General features: G+C 57.6%; 12 protein-coding genes, 2 tRNA genes and 3 rRNA genes. 12 read left to right on the top strand and 5 right to left on the bottom strand.

What is annotated here, in order from left to right:
* Nucleotides 1-11 precede the first annotated feature (11 nt).
* The 9 genes from KVG91_RS02090 (at nt 12) to KVG91_RS02050 (ending at nt 11,077) form a co-directional block, all read left to right on the top strand.
* Entirely contained in the window at nt 12-1,505 is a 1,494-nt protein-coding gene (locus KVG91_RS02090; RefSeq protein WP_169377152.1) for a CoA-acylating methylmalonate-semialdehyde dehydrogenase, read from the top strand.
* A gap of 625 nt (nt 1,506-2,130) precedes the next feature.
* Nucleotides 2,131-3,667: ribosomal RNA gene (locus KVG91_RS02085) — 16S ribosomal RNA — on the top strand.
* Nucleotides 3,668-3,789: 122 nt separating this feature from the next.
* Nucleotides 3,790-3,866 (top strand) — tRNA-Ile (locus KVG91_RS02080).
* A gap of 10 nt (nt 3,867-3,876) precedes the next feature.
* Nucleotides 3,877-3,952 (top strand) — tRNA-Ala (locus KVG91_RS02075).
* Between the two features lie 236 nt (nt 3,953-4,188).
* Nucleotides 4,189-7,080: ribosomal RNA gene (locus KVG91_RS02070) — 23S ribosomal RNA — on the top strand.
* Between the two features lie 157 nt (nt 7,081-7,237).
* Nucleotides 7,238-7,353, top strand: a 5S ribosomal RNA gene (rrf, locus tag KVG91_RS02065).
* Together the 16S, 23S and 5S rRNA genes with 2 tRNA genes alongside form the textbook arrangement of a ribosomal RNA operon.
* 158 nt (nt 7,354-7,511) lie before the next feature.
* On the top strand, nt 7,512-8,171 hold the full coding sequence (locus KVG91_RS02060) for a paraquat-inducible protein A (protein ID WP_169377525.1): 660 nt from the start codon (nt 7,512-7,514) through the stop codon (nt 8,169-8,171).
* A complete protein-coding gene (locus KVG91_RS02055) occupies nt 8,158-8,781 on the top strand; it encodes a paraquat-inducible protein A (RefSeq protein ID WP_076951019.1) in 624 nt (207 codons plus the stop codon). The genes KVG91_RS02060 and KVG91_RS02055 overlap by 14 nt, the downstream gene beginning before the upstream one ends.
* The gene (locus KVG91_RS02050) at nt 8,774-11,077 is read left to right on the top strand and encodes a PqiB family protein (RefSeq protein WP_169377524.1); all 2,304 of its coding nucleotides are present in this window, start codon (nt 8,774-8,776) and stop codon (nt 11,075-11,077) included. Before KVG91_RS02055 ends, KVG91_RS02050 begins: the two co-directional genes overlap by 8 nt.
* A 187-nt stretch (nt 11,078-11,264) precedes the next feature.
* Here KVG91_RS02050 and mksF read toward each other — a convergent pair whose 3' ends face one another.
* From mksF to mksB, 3 genes are read right to left on the bottom strand one after another with little or no spacing between them, the layout of a single operon-like run.
* On the bottom strand, nt 11,265-14,105 hold the full coding sequence (gene mksF, locus KVG91_RS02045; protein WP_169377523.1) for an Mks condensin complex protein MksF: 2,841 nt from the start codon (nt 14,103-14,105) through the stop codon (nt 11,265-11,267).
* Complete coding sequence (gene mksE / locus KVG91_RS02040; RefSeq protein WP_169377522.1) at nt 14,102-14,809, bottom strand: Mks condensin complex protein MksE; 708 nt, start codon at nt 14,807-14,809, stop codon at nt 14,102-14,104. Before mksE ends, mksF begins: the two co-directional genes overlap by 4 nt.
* Nucleotides 14,799-16,076, bottom strand: coding sequence for an Mks condensin complex protein MksB (gene mksB / locus KVG91_RS02035; protein ID WP_169377521.1), 1,278 nt, complete (start codon nt 16,074-16,076; stop codon nt 14,799-14,801). Before mksB ends, mksE begins: the two co-directional genes overlap by 11 nt.
* A 187-nt stretch (nt 16,077-16,263) precedes the next feature.
* Here mksB and KVG91_RS02030 point away from each other — a divergent pair, with 187 nt between their 5' ends.
* Nucleotides 16,264-17,007 (top strand): energy transducer TonB, encoded by a 744-nt coding sequence (locus tag KVG91_RS02030; RefSeq protein ID WP_169377528.1) that lies wholly within the window; start codon nt 16,264-16,266, stop codon nt 17,005-17,007.
* On the top strand, nt 17,000-17,452 hold the full coding sequence (rimI, locus tag KVG91_RS02025) for a ribosomal protein S18-alanine N-acetyltransferase (RefSeq protein ID WP_003188286.1): 453 nt from the start codon (nt 17,000-17,002) through the stop codon (nt 17,450-17,452). The genes KVG91_RS02030 and rimI overlap by 8 nt, the downstream gene beginning before the upstream one ends.
* Nucleotides 17,453-17,602: 150 nt before the next feature.
* On the opposite strand, the gene KVG91_RS02020 is transcribed toward rimI, so the two are convergent.
* A complete protein-coding gene (locus KVG91_RS02020) occupies nt 17,603-18,007 on the bottom strand; it encodes a serine kinase/phosphatase (RefSeq protein ID WP_169377520.1) in 405 nt (134 codons plus the stop codon).
* Nucleotides 18,008-18,162: 155 nt separating this feature from the next.
* Between KVG91_RS02020 and can the strand changes: the two genes are divergently transcribed.
* Nucleotides 18,163-18,807 carry a carbonate dehydratase gene (gene can / locus KVG91_RS02015; protein WP_053134092.1) on the top strand — a complete coding sequence of 215 codons (645 nt, stop codon included), beginning with the start codon at nt 18,163-18,165 and terminating at the stop codon, nt 18,805-18,807.
* A 45-nt stretch (nt 18,808-18,852) separates the two neighbouring features.
* Here can and KVG91_RS02010 read toward each other — a convergent pair whose 3' ends face one another.
* On the bottom strand, nt 18,853-20,022 hold the full coding sequence (locus tag KVG91_RS02010) for a hypothetical protein (protein WP_169377519.1): 1,170 nt from the start codon (nt 20,020-20,022) through the stop codon (nt 18,853-18,855).
* Nucleotides 20,023-20,101: the final 79 nt, after the last annotated feature.

Below are 20,101 nucleotides of genomic sequence, written 5' to 3'. Positions count from 1 at the left end.
AGGAGCCCTGCATGAGCCGTATCCAGCATTTGATCAACGGTGAGTTGGTCAACGACAGCGGTCGCAGCGCCGACGTGTACAACCCGTCCACCGGCCAGGTGATCCGCCAGGTGCCGTTGGCCAGCCGTGAAACCATCCAGCAAGCGATCGACTCGGCCAAGACCGCTTTCCCTGCCTGGCGCAATACGCCGGCGGCCAAGCGCGCCCAGGTGATGTTCCGTTTCAAGCAATTGCTGGAGCAGAACGAAGCGCGTATCTCGCAGTTGATCAGCGAAGAGCACGGCAAGACCCTGGAAGATGCCGCGGGTGAATTGAAGCGCGGCATCGAAAACGTAGAGTACGCGTGCTCGGCGCCGGAAATTCTGAAGGGCGAATACAGCCGTAACGTAGGACCGAACATTGATGCCTGGTCGGATTTCCAGCCGTTGGGTGTGGTGGCGGGTATTACGCCGTTCAACTTCCCGGCGATGGTGCCCCTGTGGATGTACCCGTTGGCGATTGTCTGCGGTAACTGTTTCATCCTGAAACCTTCGGAGCGCGATCCAAGTTCGACGCTGCTGATTGCACAGTTGCTGCAGGAAGCGGGTTTGCCCAAAGGTGTGTTGAGCGTGGTCCATGGTGACAAGGGCGCGGTGGATGCATTGATCGAAGCGCCGGAAGTAAAAGCACTGAGTTTCGTGGGCTCGACGCCGATTGCCGAATACATTTATTCCGAAGCGACCAAGCGCGGCAAACGCGTGCAGGCGCTGGGCGGGGCGAAGAACCACGCGGTGCTGATGCCGGATGCGGATCTGGATAACGCCGTGAGCGCATTGATGGGTGCGGCGTATGGTTCCTGCGGTGAGCGTTGCATGGCGATTTCGGTTGCGGTGTGCGTGGGCGACCAGGTGGCGGATGCGTTGATTGCCAAGCTGGTGCCGCAGGTCAAGGCGCTGAAGATCGGCGCGGGCACGTCTTGCGGCCTGGATATGGGGCCGCTGGTGACTGGCCAGGCGCGTGACAAGGTCAGTGGCTATATAGAAGACGGTGTGGCGGCGGGCGCGAAGTTGGTCGTCGATGGTCGCGGCTTGAGTGTCGCCGGGCATGAACAGGGTTTCTTCCTCGGTGGCAGCCTGTTTGATCGTGTGACGCCGGAGATGCGCATCTATAAGGAAGAGATCTTCGGGCCGGTGTTGTGTGTGGTTCGGGTCGATAGCCTGGAAGCGGCGATGCAACTGATCAACGATCATGAATACGGCAACGGCACCTGCATCTTCACCCGTGACGGCGAAGCGGCGCGTCTGTTTTGTGATGAGATCGAAGTGGGCATGGTGGGCGTCAACGTTCCACTGCCGGTGCCGGTGGCGTATCACAGCTTTGGTGGCTGGAAACGTTCGCTGTTTGGCGACCTGCATGCCTATGGGCCGGATGGGGTGCGTTTCTATACGCGTCGCAAGGCGATTACCCAGCGCTGGCCGCAACGGGCCAGTCATGAAGCGTCACAATTTGCGTTCCCGAGTCTTTAAGCTTTGCCGGGAAGCCGGCCCCTTTGGGGCCGGCTTCTTCGTTTCCGGGCTTTTTTGACCGATATGACAGAAATGCGAAAAAAGCAGTTGACGGCAGATCCTGGAAGTCTATAATTCGCCCCACTTCCGGCGCAGTCGAAACGGAAAACTCCTTGGTAAACAAAGAGTTATGCGAGATTCGACAGCGGCCTGCTTCGGTTCATCGAAGCCCGGAAGGAGTTGGTAGAGCGGTGTTGTTTGGCTCTATTAACGTTTCGATCTTCTCGGTCGAAAGCGGAGAAAAAGAGGTGTTGACAGCAGCGTGTAACGCTGTAGAATTCGCCTCCCGCTAACGAGAGATCGGAAGCGCAAGTGGTTGAAGTTGTTGAAGAATTCTTCGAAAACTTCTGAAAATAATCACTTGACAGCAAATGAGGCTGCTGTAGAATGCGCGCCTCGGTTGAGATGAAAGATCTTAACCAACCGCTCTTTAACAACTGAATCAAGCAATTCGTGTGGGTGCTTGTGGGGTCAGACTGATAGTCAACAAGATTATCAGCATCACAAGTTACTCCGCGAGAAATCAAAGATGTAACCAACGATTGCTGAGCCAAGTTTAGGGTTTCTTAAAAACCCAAAGATGTTTGAACTGAAGAGTTTGATCATGGCTCAGATTGAACGCTGGCGGCAGGCCTAACACATGCAAGTCGAGCGGTAGAGAGAAGCTTGCTTCTCTTGAGAGCGGCGGACGGGTGAGTAATGCCTAGGAATCTGCCTGGTAGTGGGGGATAACGTTCGGAAACGGACGCTAATACCGCATACGTCCTACGGGAGAAAGCAGGGGACCTTCGGGCCTTGCGCTATCAGATGAGCCTAGGTCGGATTAGCTAGTTGGTGAGGTAATGGCTCACCAAGGCAACGATCCGTAACTGGTCTGAGAGGATGATCAGTCACACTGGAACTGAGACACGGTCCAGACTCCTACGGGAGGCAGCAGTGGGGAATATTGGACAATGGGCGAAAGCCTGATCCAGCCATGCCGCGTGTGTGAAGAAGGTCTTCGGATTGTAAAGCACTTTAAGTTGGGAGGAAGGGTTGTAGATTAATACTCTGCAATTTTGACGTTACCGACAGAATAAGCACCGGCTAACTCTGTGCCAGCAGCCGCGGTAATACAGAGGGTGCAAGCGTTAATCGGAATTACTGGGCGTAAAGCGCGCGTAGGTGGTTTGTTAAGTTGGATGTGAAATCCCCGGGCTCAACCTGGGAACTGCATTCAAAACTGACTGACTAGAGTGTGGTAGAGGGTGGTGGAATTTCCTGTGTAGCGGTGAAATGCGTAGATATAGGAAGGAACACCAGTGGCGAAGGCGACCACCTGGACCAACACTGACACTGAGGTGCGAAAGCGTGGGGAGCAAACAGGATTAGATACCCTGGTAGTCCACGCCGTAAACGATGTCAACTAGCCGTTGGGAGCCTTGAGCTCTTAGTGGCGCAGCTAACGCATTAAGTTGACCGCCTGGGGAGTACGGCCGCAAGGTTAAAACTCAAATGAATTGACGGGGGCCCGCACAAGCGGTGGAGCATGTGGTTTAATTCGAAGCAACGCGAAGAACCTTACCAGGCCTTGACATCCAATGAACTTTCCAGAGATGGATTGGTGCCTTCGGGAACATTGAGACAGGTGCTGCATGGCTGTCGTCAGCTCGTGTCGTGAGATGTTGGGTTAAGTCCCGTAACGAGCGCAACCCTTGTCCTTAGTTACCAGCACGTCATGGTGGGCACTCTAAGGAGACTGCCGGTGACAAACCGGAGGAAGGTGGGGATGACGTCAAGTCATCATGGCCCTTACGGCCTGGGCTACACACGTGCTACAATGGTCGGTACAGAGGGTTGCCAAGCCGCGAGGTGGAGCTAATCCCACAAAACCGATCGTAGTCCGGATCGCAGTCTGCAACTCGACTGCGTGAAGTCGGAATCGCTAGTAATCGCGAATCAGAATGTCGCGGTGAATACGTTCCCGGGCCTTGTACACACCGCCCGTCACACCATGGGAGTGGGTTGCACCAGAAGTAGCTAGTCTAACCTTCGGGAGGACGGTTACCACGGTGTGATTCATGACTGGGGTGAAGTCGTAACAAGGTAGCCGTAGGGGAACCTGCGGCTGGATCACCTCCTTAATCGACGACATCAGCTGCTCCATAAGTTCCCACACGAATTGCTTGATTCATTGAAGAAGACGATAGAAGCAGCTTTAAGCTCCAAGCTGATAGCTCAAAGCTAATCAGTTGCGCTCGAAATTGGGTCTGTAGCTCAGTTGGTTAGAGCGCACCCCTGATAAGGGTGAGGTCGGCAGTTCGAATCTGCCCAGACCCACCAATTTTGTTATGGGGCCATAGCTCAGCTGGGAGAGCGCCTGCCTTGCACGCAGGAGGTCAACGGTTCGATCCCGTTTGGCTCCACCATTAACTGCTTCTGCTGTTAGAGTTTAGAAATGAATATTCTGAAGTGAATATTGATTTCTAGTCTTTGATTAGATCGTTCTTTAAAAATTTGGGTATGTGATAGAAAGATAGACTGAACGTTACTTTCACTGGTAACGGATCAGGCTAAGGTAAAATTTGTGAGTTCTCTTAACGAGAAATTCGAATTTTCGGCGAATGTTGTCTTCACAGTATAACCAGATTGCTTGGGGTTATATGGTCAAGTGAAGAAGCGCATACGGTGGATGCCTTGGCAGTCAGAGGCGATGAAAGACGTGGTAGCCTGCGAAAAGCTTCGGGGAGTCGGCAAACAGACTTTGATCCGGAGATGTCTGAATGGGGGAACCCAGCCATCATAAGATGGTTACCTTACACTGAATACATAGGTGTATGGAGCGAACCAGGGGAACTGAAACATCTAAGTACCCTGAGGAAAAGAAATCAACCGAGATTCCCTTAGTAGTGGCGAGCGAACGGGGACTAGCCCTTAAGTGGCTTTGAGATTAGCGGAACGCTCTGGAAAGTGCGGCCATAGTGGGTGATAGCCCTGTACGCGAAAATCTCTTAGTCATGAAATCGAGTAGGACGGAGCACGAGAAACTTTGTCTGAATATGGGGGGACCATCCTCCAAGGCTAAATACTACTGACTGACCGATAGTGAACTAGTACCGTGAGGGAAAGGCGAAAAGAACCCCGGAGAGGGGAGTGAAATAGATCCTGAAACCGTATGCGTACAAGCAGTGGGAGCCCACTTTGTTGGGTGACTGCGTACCTTTTGTATAATGGGTCAGCGACTTATTTTCAGTGGCGAGCTTAACCGAATAGGGGAGGCGTAGCGAAAGCGAGTCTTAATAGGGCGTCTAGTCGCTGGGAATAGACCCGAAACCGGGCGATCTATCCATGGGCAGGTTGAAGGTTGGGTAACACTAACTGGAGGACCGAACCGACTACCGTTGAAAAGTTAGCGGATGACCTGTGGATCGGAGTGAAAGGCTAATCAAGCTCGGAGATAGCTGGTTCTCCTCGAAAGCTATTTAGGTAGCGCCTCATGTATCACTGTAGGGGGTAGAGCACTGTTTCGGCTAGGGGGTCATCCCGACTTACCAAACCGATGCAAACTCCGAATACCTACAAGTGCCGAGCATGGGAGACACACGGCGGGTGCTAACGTCCGTCGTGAAAAGGGAAACAACCCAGACCGTCAGCTAAGGTCCCAAAGTTATGGTTAAGTGGGAAACGATGTGGGAAGGCTTAGACAGCTAGGAGGTTGGCTTAGAAGCAGCCACCCTTTAAAGAAAGCGTAATAGCTCACTAGTCGAGTCGGCCTGCGCGGAAGATGTAACGGGGCTCAAACCATACACCGAAGCTACGGGTATCACGCAAGTGATGCGGTAGAGGAGCGTTCTGTAAGCCTGTGAAGGTGAGTTGAGAAGCTTGCTGGAGGTATCAGAAGTGCGAATGCTGACATGAGTAACGACAATGGGTGTGAAAAACACCCACGCCGAAAGACCAAGGTTTCCTGCGCAACGTTAATCGACGCAGGGTTAGTCGGTCCCTAAGGCGAGGCTGAAAAGCGTAGTCGATGGAAAACAGGTTAATATTCCTGTACTTCTGGTTATTGCGATGGAGGGACGGAGAAGGCTAGGCCAGCTTGGCGTTGGTTGTCCAAGTTTAAGGTGGTAGGCTGAGATCTTAGGTAAATCCGGGATCTTAAGGCCGAGAGCTGATGACGAGTCGTCTTTTAGACGACGAAGTGGTTGATGCCATGCTTCCAAGAAAAGCTTCTAAGCTTCAGGTAACCAGGAACCGTACCCCAAACCGACACAGGTGGTTGGGTAGAGAATACCAAGGCGCTTGAGAGAACTCGGGTGAAGGAACTAGGCAAAATGGCACCGTAACTTCGGGAGAAGGTGCGCCGGTGAGGGTGAAGGACTTGCTCCGTAAGCTCATGCCGGTCGAAGATACCAGGCCGCTGCGACTGTTTATTAAAAACACAGCACTCTGCAAACACGAAAGTGGACGTATAGGGTGTGACGCCTGCCCGGTGCCGGAAGGTTAATTGATGGGGTTAGCTAACGCGAAGCTCTTGATCGAAGCCCCGGTAAACGGCGGCCGTAACTATAACGGTCCTAAGGTAGCGAAATTCCTTGTCGGGTAAGTTCCGACCTGCACGAATGGCGTAACGATGGCGGCGCTGTCTCCACCCGAGACTCAGTGAAATTGAAATCGCTGTGAAGATGCAGTGTATCCGCGGCTAGACGGAAAGACCCCGTGAACCTTTACTATAGCTTTGCACTGGACTTTGAATTTGCTTGTGTAGGATAGGTGGGAGGCTTTGAAGCGTGGACGCCAGTTCGCGTGGAGCCAACCTTGAAATACCACCCTGGCAACTTTGAGGTTCTAACTCAGGTCCGTTATCCGGATCGAGGACAGTGTATGGTGGGTAGTTTGACTGGGGCGGTCTCCTCCTAAAGAGTAACGGAGGAGTACGAAGGTGCGCTCAGACCGGTCGGAAATCGGTCGTAGAGTATAAAGGCAAAAGCGCGCTTGACTGCGAGACAGACACGTCGAGCAGGTACGAAAGTAGGTCTTAGTGATCCGGTGGTTCTGTATGGAAGGGCCATCGCTCAACGGATAAAAGGTACTCCGGGGATAACAGGCTGATACCGCCCAAGAGTTCATATCGACGGCGGTGTTTGGCACCTCGATGTCGGCTCATCACATCCTGGGGCTGAAGCCGGTCCCAAGGGTATGGCTGTTCGCCATTTAAAGTGGTACGCGAGCTGGGTTTAGAACGTCGTGAGACAGTTCGGTCCCTATCTGCCGTGGACGTTTGAGATTTGAGAGGGGCTGCTCCTAGTACGAGAGGACCGGAGTGGACGAACCTCTGGTGTTCCGGTTGTCACGCCAGTGGCATTGCCGGGTAGCTATGTTCGGAATAGATAACCGCTGAAAGCATCTAAGCGGGAAACTAGCCTCAAGATGAGATCTCACTGGAACCTTGAGTTCCCTGAAGGGCCGTCGAAGACTACGACGTTGATAGGTTGGGTGTGTAAGCGCTGTGAGGCGTTGAGCTAACCAATACTAATTGCCCGTGAGGCTTGACCATATAACACCCAAGCAATTTGACGACTCTAACGAGCATCAGATTGCGGTGTGTGAAGACGAGATGAACCGAAAGTTCGACGCTCACAAAACACCGAAAGCTGTCACATACCCAATTTGCTGAAGCGAGGCCATCTGGTCACGACTCAGTACCCGAATTTCTTGACGACCATAGAGCATTGGAACCACCTGATCCCATCCCGAACTCAGCAGTGAAACGATGCATCGCCGATGGTAGTGTGGGGTTTCCCCATGTGAGAGTAGGTCATCGTCAAGATTAAATTCCGAAACCCCATTTGCGAAAGCAGATGGGGTTTTGTTTTGGGCGGTCGGAAATCCAATCAGCCCACCGTGCCCAACAAATCTGCACAGTTATTTCTGAACCAGACCACTAGAATACGCACCTAATCTTTTTTTAGAGTCAGAGCCCTACTTATGCCCGATCCGGTTGATGCCCTTGAGGTGTCGGATTTAGCACTGGACGACCTGGTGGCTTGCCATGAGTGCGACTTGCTGATGCGCAAACCAGTGCTCGCCCTTGGCGAAAAAGCTCAATGCCCGCGTTGCGGCTACGAACTTTACGCACACCGTCATAATGTCGTTGAGCGAAGCCTTGCCTTGGTGTTGGCCGCATTGCTGTTGTACATCCCTGCGAACTTTCTGCCCATCATGCAGCTCAACTTGCTCGGGCAGTCCTCCGAAGACACCGTATGGACCGGCGTAGTCGGTCTGTTCGATACCGGCATGCAAGGCGTCGCCGCCGTGGTGTTCCTGTGCAGTATGGGCATTCCATTGCTCAAGCTGCTTTGTCAACTGGCTGTGTTGCTCAGCATCCGTTGGAACATCGGGCGCAGTTATGGACTGCTGCTATACCGCATCTACCATCACATGAAAGATTGGGGGATGTTGGAGGTGTACCTGATGGGCGTACTGGTGGCGATCGTAAAACTCGCCGACATGGCCTCCATTACACTCGGCCTGGGCCTGGTCTGCTTTGTCAGCTTGTTAATGCTTCAGGTATTACTAGAAGTGGTGATGTCGCCGCACCAGATCTGGCAAGCGCTGTCAGGAGAGGATGATCATGCGGGCGATTGATGCAGGCATTCTGGTTTGTACCGAATGTCACGAACTGAACAAACAAGACACCGATAGCGATGAGCAGACCTGCACCCGATGTGGTGCGCTGATTCATGCCCGTCGCCCCAACAGCCTCACCCGCACCTGGGCGCTGCTGATCACCGCAGCCATCTTGTACATCCCTGCCAACCTGCTGCCGATCATGACCGTCAACTCACTTGGGCAAGGGGAACCCAGTACCATCATGGCGGGTGTGATCCAATTGGTGCAGCACGGTATGTTCCCCATTGCTGCCGTCGTGTTCATCGCCAGTATCCTGGTGCCGACGTTCAAGCTGGTGGGCATCGGTCTGCTACTGTTCTCGGTGCAGCGTCACCAACCGCTGTCGGCGCAACAACGCATTGTGATGTACCGCTTTATCGAATTCATTGGCCGCTGGTCCATGCTGGATATCTTCGTGATCGCCATCCTGGTGGCGGTTGTTAACTTTGGGCGACTTGCCAGTGTCGAGGCCAATCTCGGCGCTGCGGCGTTCGCCAGTGTGGTGATCTTGACGATGCTCGCCGCAGTAACTTTTGATCCCCGACTGATTTGGGATAATACGGAGTCGGACGACGACCATGAGTGATTTGCCTAGAGCTAAAACCCGCCCAGCCTCCAATTGGTCGGCCATTTGGGTGTTGCCCCTGATTGCCCTGATCATTGGCGGGTGGCTGGGGTGGCGCGCCTATTCCCAGCAGGGCATCGATATTCAAGTGCGTTTTGAGAGCGGTGAAGGCATCCAGGTCAACAAGACCGAAGTGGTCTACAAAGGCATGCCGGTGGGCAAGGTCAAGGCCCTGGCCCTGGATGATGAAGGTAACAACCGCGGAGTCATCGCCACCATCGAGATGAACAAGGACGTCGAACAATACCTCAAGACCAACACGCGCTTCTGGCTGGTCAAGCCGAGCGTCACTCTCGCAGGTATAACCGGTCTGGAAACCCTGGTATCGGGTAACTACATCGCCGCCAGCCCCGGCGACGGTGAACCCACGCGCAAGTTTAAGGCGCTCTCCGAAGAGCCACCGTTGTCCGATGCAAAGCCCGGATTGCACCTGACCGTCAAGGCTGATCGCCTTGGTTCGCTCAACCGTGGCAGCCCAGTGTTCTACAAGCAAATCCAGGTGGGTCAGGTTAAAAGCTACCTGCTCTCCGAAGACCAGAGCACCGTCGAGATCAAGCTCTATATCGAACCGACCTACGCCAGCCTGGTACGCAAACACACGCGTTTCTGGAACGCCAGCGGCATCAGCATCGACGCCAACCTCTCCGGTGTAAAAGTACGTAGCGAATCACTCTCCAGCATCGTAGCCGGCGGCATCGCCTTCGCCACGCCGGAGAACCGCAAGGACAGTCCGCCGACCGATCCGAGCCTGCCTTTCCGTCTGTACGAAGATTTTGACGCAGCCGCGGCGGGTATCCGGGTCAAGGTCAAACTCACCGACTTCGAAGGCCTGCAGGCCGGCCGCACGCCAGTGATGTACAAAGGCATTCAGGTCGGCAGCCTGAAAACCCTGAAGATCAACCCCGACCTTTCTAGCGCCAACGCAGAGCTGACCCTAGACCCCCTGGCCGAAGATTACCTGGTCCAGGACACTCAATTCTGGGTGGTCAAACCGTCTATTTCCCTGGCCGGGATCACCGGGCTTGAAGCCTTGGTCAAGGGTAACTACATCGCCATTCGTCCCGGCGACAAAGGCACCGCTCCACAACGTGAGTACGTCGCCCGCGCCAAGGCGCCGCCCCTGGACCTGCGCTCCCCAGGCCTGCACATGGTGCTGCTGACCGATAACCTCGGTTCCCTGGACGTTGGCAGCCCCATCCTCTACAAGCAGGTCAAGGTCGGCTCGGTACAGAGTTACCAATTCTCGCGCAAGAACAAGCAATTGGTAATCGGCGTCCACATCGAGAAGGAATACGAAAACCTGGTCAACGGCTCGACGCGCTTCTGGAATGCCAGCGGCGTGACCCTGACCGGCGGTCTCACCGGCGGTATCCAGGTCAAGAGTGAATCCCTGGCGAGTCTGATGGCCGGCGGTATTGCCTTTGAAACGCCGGAGCCAAACGTCCCGCTGAAAAAGCGCATCCCGCGTTTCCGCCTGTTCGCCGACCGCGAAGCCGCCAACCAGCACGGCACCTTGGTGACCATCAAAGTTGACCGCGCCGACGGCATGCGCCCTGGCACGCCGGTGCGTGTCAAAGGCCTGGACGTGGGCAAGATTGAACGCGTCGACCTCAGTGCCGACATGCAGTCGGTGCTGCTCAGCGCACGTATCACCCAGGTAGCCGATCGTATTGCACGCGTTGGCAGCCAATTCTGGGTGGTCAAGCCTGAGCTGGGCCTGATGAAAACCTCCAACCTGGAAACCCTGGTCACCGGGCAGTACATCGAAGTGCAACCGGCTGCCAAAAACGCCGGCCCACAAAAGAGCTTCGTTGCGCTGGAGCAGCCCCCTGAGGCCGTCCGCCAGGAAGCGGGCCTGCGCCTGACGCTCAGCGCCGCACGCCGTGGCTCGCTGAAGGAAGGCGTACCCGTCACGTATCGCGAAGTCACCGTGGGCAAAGTCACCGGCTACGAGCTGGGCCAGACCGCCGACCGCGTATTGATCCACATCCTGATCGAACCCAAGTACGCGCCGCTCGTGCGCAGCGGCAGCCGCTTCTGGAACTCCAGCGGCTTTGGCCTCGACTTCGGCCTGTTCAAAGGCGCGACGGTGCGGACCGAATCCCTGGAAACATTGGTGGCCGGTGGCATCGCCTTCGCCACGCCCGACGGCGAGCGCATGGGCAATGCCGCTCGGCCGCAGCAAACCTTCCCGCTGTTCGACAAGTTTGAAGAGGAATGGCTGACCTGGGCGCCCAAGATTTCACTGGGTAAATAAACCGAGGCGCGCCCTTCGCGAGCAAGCCCGGCTCCCACAGTTGGGATGCATTGTCAGGAACAACGCATCCCAACTGTGGGAGCCGGGCTTACCCGCGATGAGGCCCTCAATATCACCACAAGTCCCAAGCCTGCAAAAAAGGCCGCGATCCATAAGATCGCGGCCTTTTGCATTTCAGCAGAACAAATCAGGCCTCACCCAACATCGGCTCATCCGCCTGCACGTTCACCGCCGCCTTCACCCCATCGTGACGACGAATATACTTCCAATCCGCCTCATCGATATAGATCCCGTTCGGCCCGCTGCCGCCTTCCAGGTCGATCGCCACCTGGGCAGACACCTGTGGCTTCACGCTCGCCAGGATCGGCACAAAGCCTAACTGCAAGCTGGTTTCCAGCAACGCCGCCTGGTTCTTCTCATCGATGTCCGCCGCTTCATCGAGGTAGTACGGCAAGCGCACCCGCCCGGCCTGGTCGCGGTCCATCAGGTGCAGCAACAAGTACATGTTGGTCAGCGCCTTGATGGTCATGGTGGTGCCGTTGGACGCCGCGCCATCGATGTCGGTGTGAATCACCGGCTGGCCATGCACCTTGGTGATCTCGAAGGCCAGCTCGAACAGGTCCTTGAGGCCCAACTGGTTGTGGTTGGCCGCTACCAGGCGCGCCAGGTATTCCTTGGCCTCTTCGTTTTTGTTGTCCTGCTCGGCGCTCTGGCTGAGGTCGAACACCGACAGGGTCTCGCCTTCTTCATATTGACCGGCACTGTGGATGATCTGGTCGATATGCTTGAGGGCTTCCTTGTTCGGCGCCAGCACGATGCGAAAGCTCTGCAGGTTCGATACCTGACGCTTGTTGATCTCGCGGTTGAACAAGGCCAACTGGTGCTCAAGGCTGTCGTAGTCGCTGCGGATATTGCGCAAGGTGCGCGCAATATCGGTGACCGCCGCGCGACGCGCCTTGCCCAACGTCAACGCTTCATCGGTACGGTGTGCATAGGCATTGATCAGCAACTGCAAGCGTCGCTCGACGTCGTCCTCGCTGTCGAACTTGGCCACGCCCTTGAGGCGCACCTGCGCATACAGCGCTTCGATCTGGCCATCGGCGCGCAGCAAACCTTGCCAGCTGTCCTGATAGTCATTGAGCAGCGGCAGCAGGTTGTCCATGGAATCGTCGACCGGGTCCATGAACGGTGTGCCGAACGGCAAATCCGCCGGCAGCAACTGACGACGGCGCAGCGCGTCATCCAGCGTGCGTTGCTTGGCTTCCATATCGCCGATCTGACGGCCGACCAGTTGCAGCTTGGCCGACAGTTGCTGAACGCGCTCGGTGAAGGCATCGCTGGAGCGCTTCAACTCATCCTGCGCCGCTTCCATCTGCGCCAGGCTTTCGAGTTTCTCGCCTTCTTCCGCACTTAAGGTTTGTGCGCGGCGGAAGTCTTCCAGAGCCTTCTGCGCGTCGAGGACCTGTTGGTACAGCGCTTCGGTCTGAGTCTTGCTCGCGGCGCGGTCAGACGCCACGGCCTGCTGAGTTTTGAGTTGCTTGAGCTCTTTTTCCAGGCGCTCTTTCTGGTCACGCAACGCCGCGCGATCGGCCAATGCCTGCAATGCGGGCGGTTCGATATGCGAGAGATCGACGGCCAGCCCCGGCACTTCAAAACGCTCGCCCTTGAAACCATCGAGGATCAGTTCCAGGGATTTGACCCACTGGCCGTCCTCGTCCAGCGTGATGCCGTGGGCGCCCAGCGGCAGGCTGAACAACGAACTGTTGAACAGACGCATCAGACGCTCGACATCCGGCTGTGAGAATTCTTCCCGCAGCTTGGCGTAACTGTTGTTGTCGGCATGATCAAGCTGCTGCTTGACCGATTTCAGGCGTTTTTCCAGGTCGCGCAAACGCTCGTCGAGGTCCTCGGCGCTGAACTGCCGGGATTGCGCCAGGGCACCGGCCAACTCATCGTGAGCATCCTTGGCCGCCAGCAGTTGCTGCTCCAGCATTTTCACGTCATCCACCAAGGCGAAGCGATGCTTGAGCACCGACAGCTCGCCCAGCCAGCGCTGGATGCCGCTGATCTCGCGCTCCAGGCGCATCAGCTCCTGGGTACCGCCGCGCTGGTCGTTCTGCAGGGCGTCCTGCTCGTTGCGATAGTGCTCGGCCTGGATCGTCAGTTCTTCCTTGCGCGCACTGGCGTAGTCCGACCAGGTGCCCAGCAGCGAATCCAGCAGCGGTGACAAGCGATGCAGCTTGCCGCGCAAGATATCGCGTTGTTTCACGCCGTTTGCGAGCGCCTCGACCAAAGGCCCGGCGGCCACCAGCGAGTTGTAGTCCTGCTCCATGCGTCGTACATCGCGGAAGGCTTCTTCGCACGCGGCGATGTAATCCACACTGCCGGAACGCAGGCTGTGTTCAAACGCATCCAGGAACAGTTGCTTGAGCTTGGCCGCGGTGATTTCGCGCATGTGCAGCAAGTTGATAAACAGCGCGCGGAAGGTTTTCAGGCTTTGCTCACTGGTGGAGCGCAGCGGAATCAGCGTCAGGTCCAGCGGGATCGACGTGTGGCCGCCCACCAGCAAGCGCCGCAGTTCATCGGGCTTGAGTTCGTAAGCTTTCAGCCCTTCGCGCTCGAGGTTGGTGAACAGCTCTTTCTGGCGCAGGCAGGTGTCGTTTTTCTGGTAGTGGGCCAGGTCCAGCTTGCCGGCATAGGCAAAGAACTGGTGACCGAAACCACCGCCCGGGCCGCGCCCGACCACGCCGATGACATGCGGGCCGTGAGGCAATGAGACTTCCACCAGGATGTAGCTGGTGTCGGTCGCAAAGTAGAAGCGCCGCGATTGCTCCAAGGTGTACTTGCCGAAGCTCATGTCCGACATGCGCGCCAGGATCGGGAACTGCAAGGCGTTGATCGACGCGGATTTACCCAGGTTGTTGGCGCCATACACCGACAGTGGCTCTTCCAGCGGGAACAAACCCAGGCTGTAGCCGGCGGTGTTCAATAGGGCGAAGCGGCGGATGCCGTAGCGTTCCTTGCTCATGCGTCGGTCTCCTGTTCTTCGGCAATGGCGCGGGCCATGGCGTCTTCTTCGCTCTCTTGTGCAAAGTCACTCAGATCGAGCGGATCATCGGTCTTCAGCAGCTTCTCGTCGCTGTCTTCATCGATGATCACCGGCGCCGGCAATGGCAATACGCTGTGTACGCTGGCGGCCAGGTCGCGGTCTTGCTGCACCGACAGGCATACATCGAGGAAACGGTGCATCGGCGGCAGGAAGCGGTAGATACCGTTGTCTTCGCTGGCAAAACCCAGCTGGGTCATGCGTCGCATGATTTTTTCTTCGAGTTCTTCTTGGGTCTGCACCTCGGCCTGGATAAACAGGTCGCGGTACTTCTCCAGCAGGGACGGCAGCTCATCGCGGCCGAGGCTGCCGCCGTCGAGCACGGCGATCGGGTCGCGGCCCTGGTCGGCCAGGTGCTCGACGAGGATGAAGGTGAACAACGCCAGGCGCTGGGCGGTCTTGTTCACCTGCGCGCTGGCAATCGCGGAGTCCGGCACGAAGTAATAGAAGCCACGGGTATCGCACACCAGCTCAAAGCCCAGGGCCTTGAACAGCGTGCGGTACTGATCCTGGAAGTTTGAGAGCTGCGCGTACAGCTCCGGATCGCGGCGGCTGACGTGGTAACCCTTGAACAGCTCGCGAAAGATCGGCGCCAGCTGGGACAGTTCGGATAGATCAAGATGCATAGGGGATGCTCGCAGTATTCTCGGCGGCGTCAGGCGTGGCCGGGAGCAGGGCGAATGAGCGCAGGCTGACCTGATGCTCGTGGGTGTAGTAATCGCGGCGTTCCAGGCGTTCACGCTTGAAACGTTTTTCGCGTGAGAGACGCGAGAACCAGTACAGCAATTCGTCGGTGGCGCCGTCCGGTTCCTGCTCCAGCAGCCAGGTCATGAGGTCCGGCATCGGCAGCGCATCTTCGCAGCGTTCGAGCATTTCCTTGACCGTGCGTGGCGCGCGCTGGGCTTCGCCTTTATGGGATTTGTGCGCCTTGGGGAACCGTGCCGGTTTCGGCTCGAAATTCGCCAGGGCGTACACATAGGCTTCTACCTGGCTCGCGCTGCCGAGGAAGGTGCTTTGCGGGCGGGTGAACATCGGCATCGCCGCTTGCGGCACTGCGTCCAGCCCTTTGCGGCGAATGGCCGACAGGGCCAGCGCCGCGCCACGGGTCACCGCGTTGTGCCGGCGCGCTTCTTCGCGCAACGGCAACAGCAGCTCGCGCGCATGACGCAAGGTCAACTGGGCGCTGGTCTGCATTTCGAGGATGCGCGCGTGGGTGCGCAGCAGCATGTCGTCGTCCACCAGATGGCCAAGGCGTTGCTGTTCGGTGAGCATGCGCAGCAGCACATTCTCGACCTTGCGCACGCCTTGCTCGAAGGCGCCGTCGGCGTTCACCAACTGAATCATCGGTTCGACGTATTCGTCCCAGGTCGCCAATACTTCGGCGTAGCGCTGGCGCAACGGGATCTGGCGGTCGCTGGTCTTGGCGCGGTCGGCCACGGCGGCGAGGGCCTGTTCGTCGTTGGCAAGTTTTTTCAGCACATCGCGCACGCGCATATCCAGCAGGCGCAGTTGGCGGGCCAGGTCGTGGCCATCGCGGATATCGAAGGCATCCTGGATATAACCGGCCAGGCGCTCGAGGTGGCGCAGATAGGCTTCGATTTCCAGGCACAGGCCAAGCCGGTGCTCCTTGCGAAGATACGCCAGGAAGTCGTGGATCTGCGCGTTGAGCTCGAAACGGTTCGGGCTTTTGGCCACAGGCACCAGGATGTCCAGGCGAATCCACACGTCCAGCAGGCTGGTGATGTCCTGGGGCGTGCTGTCCAGTTGTTGGGCGGCCAGTTGCGCGCGCAGTTCGCCAAGGCTCAAGGTGCCTTGGTCGAAGTGTTCGCACAGTGGCTCAAGTAAGGCCCAGTGTTCGGCGAGGGCGCGCAGGACGCGCTTGGGTTCGATCATCGGAATGGCCGGCTGGTTGGCGATTAAAAGTCGCGATTGTACTGCATCGGGCGCGGGATTTATCCACAGCCGGTCAGTGTGCAGTGGGCGATTGTTGCCGAACAGCGGTAGAATCCCCGCTCTTTAGTTATCCGCAAGTGGCCGAGCTGTGCTTACCGAGTCCCGACGTCGCGCTTACTTGACCGCCATGCAGGTGGTCAACTGGCTGCCCCGCACCGAACTGCCGTTTGCCGCGCCGTCGCGGCCCGAGCTGTTGCAGGCGCTTGAGCCCGATGAGGCGTTCCAGGCGTCGGGCGAGGAAGCGGCCGCGCCGGTCGCGGTGGTCAAGCCTGTGCCCGAGTCGCGCCCTGTGGTCGAGCGGGCCAGGGTCGAAGTGCCGCGCCCGTCGCCGGTCACCAAAACCGTAGTGGTCGAAGAGGTAGCCCCGGTGGTCAAGGCCCCGGTGGTGCCGCCACCGCGTTTCGCCCTGCAATTGCTGCGCGCCGGGCGCTGCCTGCTGCTGGTGGAATTACCCACCGGCGAACGCTTCCAGACCCGCGACCCCGCCTACATGCTGCTCAAGGATATGCTGCGCGCCGCCGGCCTGCCCGACAGCCCGCAAATCGTCGGCGACCCGGTGCGCTGGCCATTGCTGGTGCGCGGCACTATGGACCAGGGCCCCGAAGCGGCGCGTGATTTTGTGCAAGGCTTTGTGTCGGCGCGCCTGGAAGACGAACCCTGCGTGTGCCTGTGGCTGATCGGCCTGCCCGCCGTGCGGTTTGCCGGCCAAGCGAATGCCGAAGCCTGGTACCGCGAGCTGCAGGTCGAAGGCCTGGGCTCGGTATGGGCCCTGCCGGGCCTGGAATTATTAATGGAAGAGCCACAGCGTAAGGCTGATGTCTGGCAAGCCATGCGCCGGCTGATGGCGCGCTGGAAAACAACCGATGAGTGAGGCTTTATCCTTTCGCCCGATGACCGAGGCCGACCTCGACGCCGTGCTGAAAATCGAATACGCGGCGTTCAGCCACCCGTGGACCCGTGGGATCTTTCTCGACGGGTTGGGCAAGTACCAGATCTGGCTGATGTTCGAGGGTGAGCAGCAGGTGGGGCACGGCGTGGTGCAGATCATCCTCGATGAGGCGCATTTGCTGAACATCACCGTGAAGCCGGAAAACCAGGGCAGGGGGCTTGGCCTGGCGCTGCTGGAACACCTGATGTCTCGCGCCTATGCCGCCAATGCGCGCGAATGTTTCCTGGAAGTGCGTGACAGTAATACCGGGGCGTTCCGTTTGTACGAACGTTATGGTTTCAACGAAATTGGCCGTCGCCGCGATTACTACCCTGCTGTGGGGGGCCGTGAAGATGCGGTCGTGATGGCCTGCACCCTTGTCGATTAAGCATGTAAAACCCTTGGACACGCCAGAACCTGTGGGAGCCGGGCTTGCCCGCGATGCAGACACCTTGGTGTTTCAGTTAGACCGAGGTGATGCCATCGCAGGCAAGCCAGCTCCCACAGGGGCCTTTTTTACAATGAGTTTTGCGTTGTGTCAGCGCTTACCGTTTAGCGGGTCGAGATCGGCCAGTTCGGCCTCATCCAACCCATTTCCGCCGCCAATGTCATCTTCATCTACAACGCTTAGATCGTAATCCGCCGGACCGTCCTCGCCTTCTTCCCGTGCATCGCGCGCGCCGTCGTCGTGGATCAGCGTCTCGGGGCTCATGTCATCGTCAGTCGACTCATGGTCGGCGACCGACGCGCCGGTCATCCCGGCTTCGCGCACCCGCTCATCGGGCATCAGAAGCTCGCGCTCACCCGGCGGGATCTCCTCGCCGATCTCCGCCGTCTGATCTTCCTGGTCAAAGTCCAGTTCGCGCATCGAACCCATGCGATCTTCGTTGTCATCAATCGGTTCGGGCTGGGTAGCACCGTAGGGACGTCGTGATTCAGTCATGGCCAATCCTCATGCTGTGGGGCTTATAGTGTGTGGACAGGCTGCGCACCCCAAAGATTCAAGCTAATTGACACTTGGTTATTCACACGGAGGGCGTGACCCGGACGAGGGGTTGTCAGTCACAAAACTGCGCATCATTCCTGAGGCTTTCCCTGATGAACGAATTACAAGACCTGCTTGATAACAATGAACGCTGGGCGGACGCGATCAAACAGGAAGATCCCGAATTCTTCGCCAAGCTCGCCCGCCAGCAAACCCCGGAATACCTGTGGATCGGCTGCTCCGACGCCCGCGTACCGGCCAACGAGATTGTCGGCATGCTGCCCGGTGATCTGTTCGTGCACCGCAACGTGGCCAACGTGGTGCTGCACACCGACCTCAATTGCCTCTCGGTGATCCAGTACGCGGTGGACGTGCTCAAGGTCAAGCACATCCTTGTCACTGGCCACTATGGCTGCGGCGGCGTGCGGGCTTCGATGCAGGATCGTCAGTTCGGCCTGATCGACGGCTGGCTGCGCACCATCCGCGACCTCTATTACGAAAACCGTGACGTACTGGCCCAACTGCCAACCGAAGAAGAACGCGTCGACCGCATGTGCGAATTGAACGTGATCCAGCAGGTCGCCAATGTCGGTCACACCAGCATTGTGCAAAACGCCTGGCACCGTGGGCAGAGCCTGTCGATCCACGGCTGCATCTACGGCATCAAGGATGGGCGCTGGAAGAGCTTGAACACCACCATCAGTGGTTTCGAGCAGTTGCCGCCGCAGTATCGCCTGCGTCCATTGGGTGAAGTCTAAGGGCTGACGCGGCTGCGCTTGTGTCCAGCAAGCGCAGCCCTGCAGCTACAGCGCCGGGATCGCCGTAGCTGGAGTGGGAACAGGGTTCTTCAGTTGTTTCAACTGGGTCTTGACCGCCTGCGTGGTGCATTTGGCACTTGCCTCTGCCGGGGGCAGGTTGCGCACTGAGGTATAGAACAACTCGCACGTCTGTTCCTTGCGCGTGACCTGCCAGGTGTTCATGCACGCCTTGAGCGTCACATTCGGGTCGCTCTCGGGTTTTTGCCCCATGCCGGCCTGCCAGCAGGCGGCGCTCAAATCCTGGCCCATCACCTTCAAGCCGGCCTCGTCGGCTTTCTGCTCGTTGCCCTCGTAGGTATCGGGGCTTGCGGCATACCAGATGTAGCTCGGGTGGTTCGCCCCCAGCACCGACACGGTTTTTCCCGCTGCCGGACTGATCTGCGCCAGGCTCAATACACCAACCGTCTGCCCGTACTGTTGCTTGATCCAGCCGCGCACCGGCGCGCCAAAGGCTACCATCGGCAAAGCCCCTTTGTCGGACAGGCTCAGCTCCTGGACCATGCGCGTCTGGTAGTCGGTGAAGTAGCTATAGACGGTTTCCAGGTCCTTGCCCGCGTTGGACGGCGCGGCAATGGGTGCGATATCGATGATGGTCTGGTAAGCCGGGGTTTCAGTGGCAGGGATGCCATTTTCCGTGAGCAGGGTTGCCCAACGGTCGGTGGTGGCCGATTCCAGGTAATCCTGCGCTTGGGTCAGTGAGTAGTCTGGCGGGAAGTGCAGCAGCTCGATGCTTTTACGGTTTTCCAGGGCCATGCCCAGTGGCAGGAAAAGGTACCAGTTGTAGGCCCACTTGCTGTCGCTGTTGAGCCGGCTGGCGCCTTGATAGGCCAGGTCGGCGGTATTGAGCAACCGGGTGAGGGGTTGGCCATAAGTGTCCGGTACACCGCTGAAGGTCGCTGATACCTTGCCGTCCTGGGTTTTGACGCTGACTTTCGCCCGGCTGTACCCGTCCCGTTGCAGGCTCTGGTTCAGATAATGCTCGACAGTCTGTTCCAGCGTCCATGGCCGAAAGCAGATCACATTGCAGTTGTTGGGGTAAGCGAACAACTGAGTCACACGCTGCGTGCTGCCCAGCGGCACCTCGTTGTCAGCCTGTACGGCCGCACTTGCCATCAGTGCGGCCAATGTGAAGAACAACTTGGTCGGTTTAAACATGTGTTGTGTCCTTGTCAGCGAAAGCCCACTCTCCACACAGTAGCGGCTGACCAGGAAAACCGCGTGCTAAATCGCCAGG

Origin of the sequence: Pseudomonas azadiae, from assembly GCF_019145355.1 — a bacterium.
In the GTDB taxonomy this organism is placed as follows: domain Bacteria; phylum Pseudomonadota; class Gammaproteobacteria; order Pseudomonadales; family Pseudomonadaceae; genus Aquipseudomonas; species Aquipseudomonas azadiae.
The sequence above is the reverse complement of the archived record's forward strand: the minus strand, read 5'-3'. Positions and strand labels throughout refer to the sequence as shown.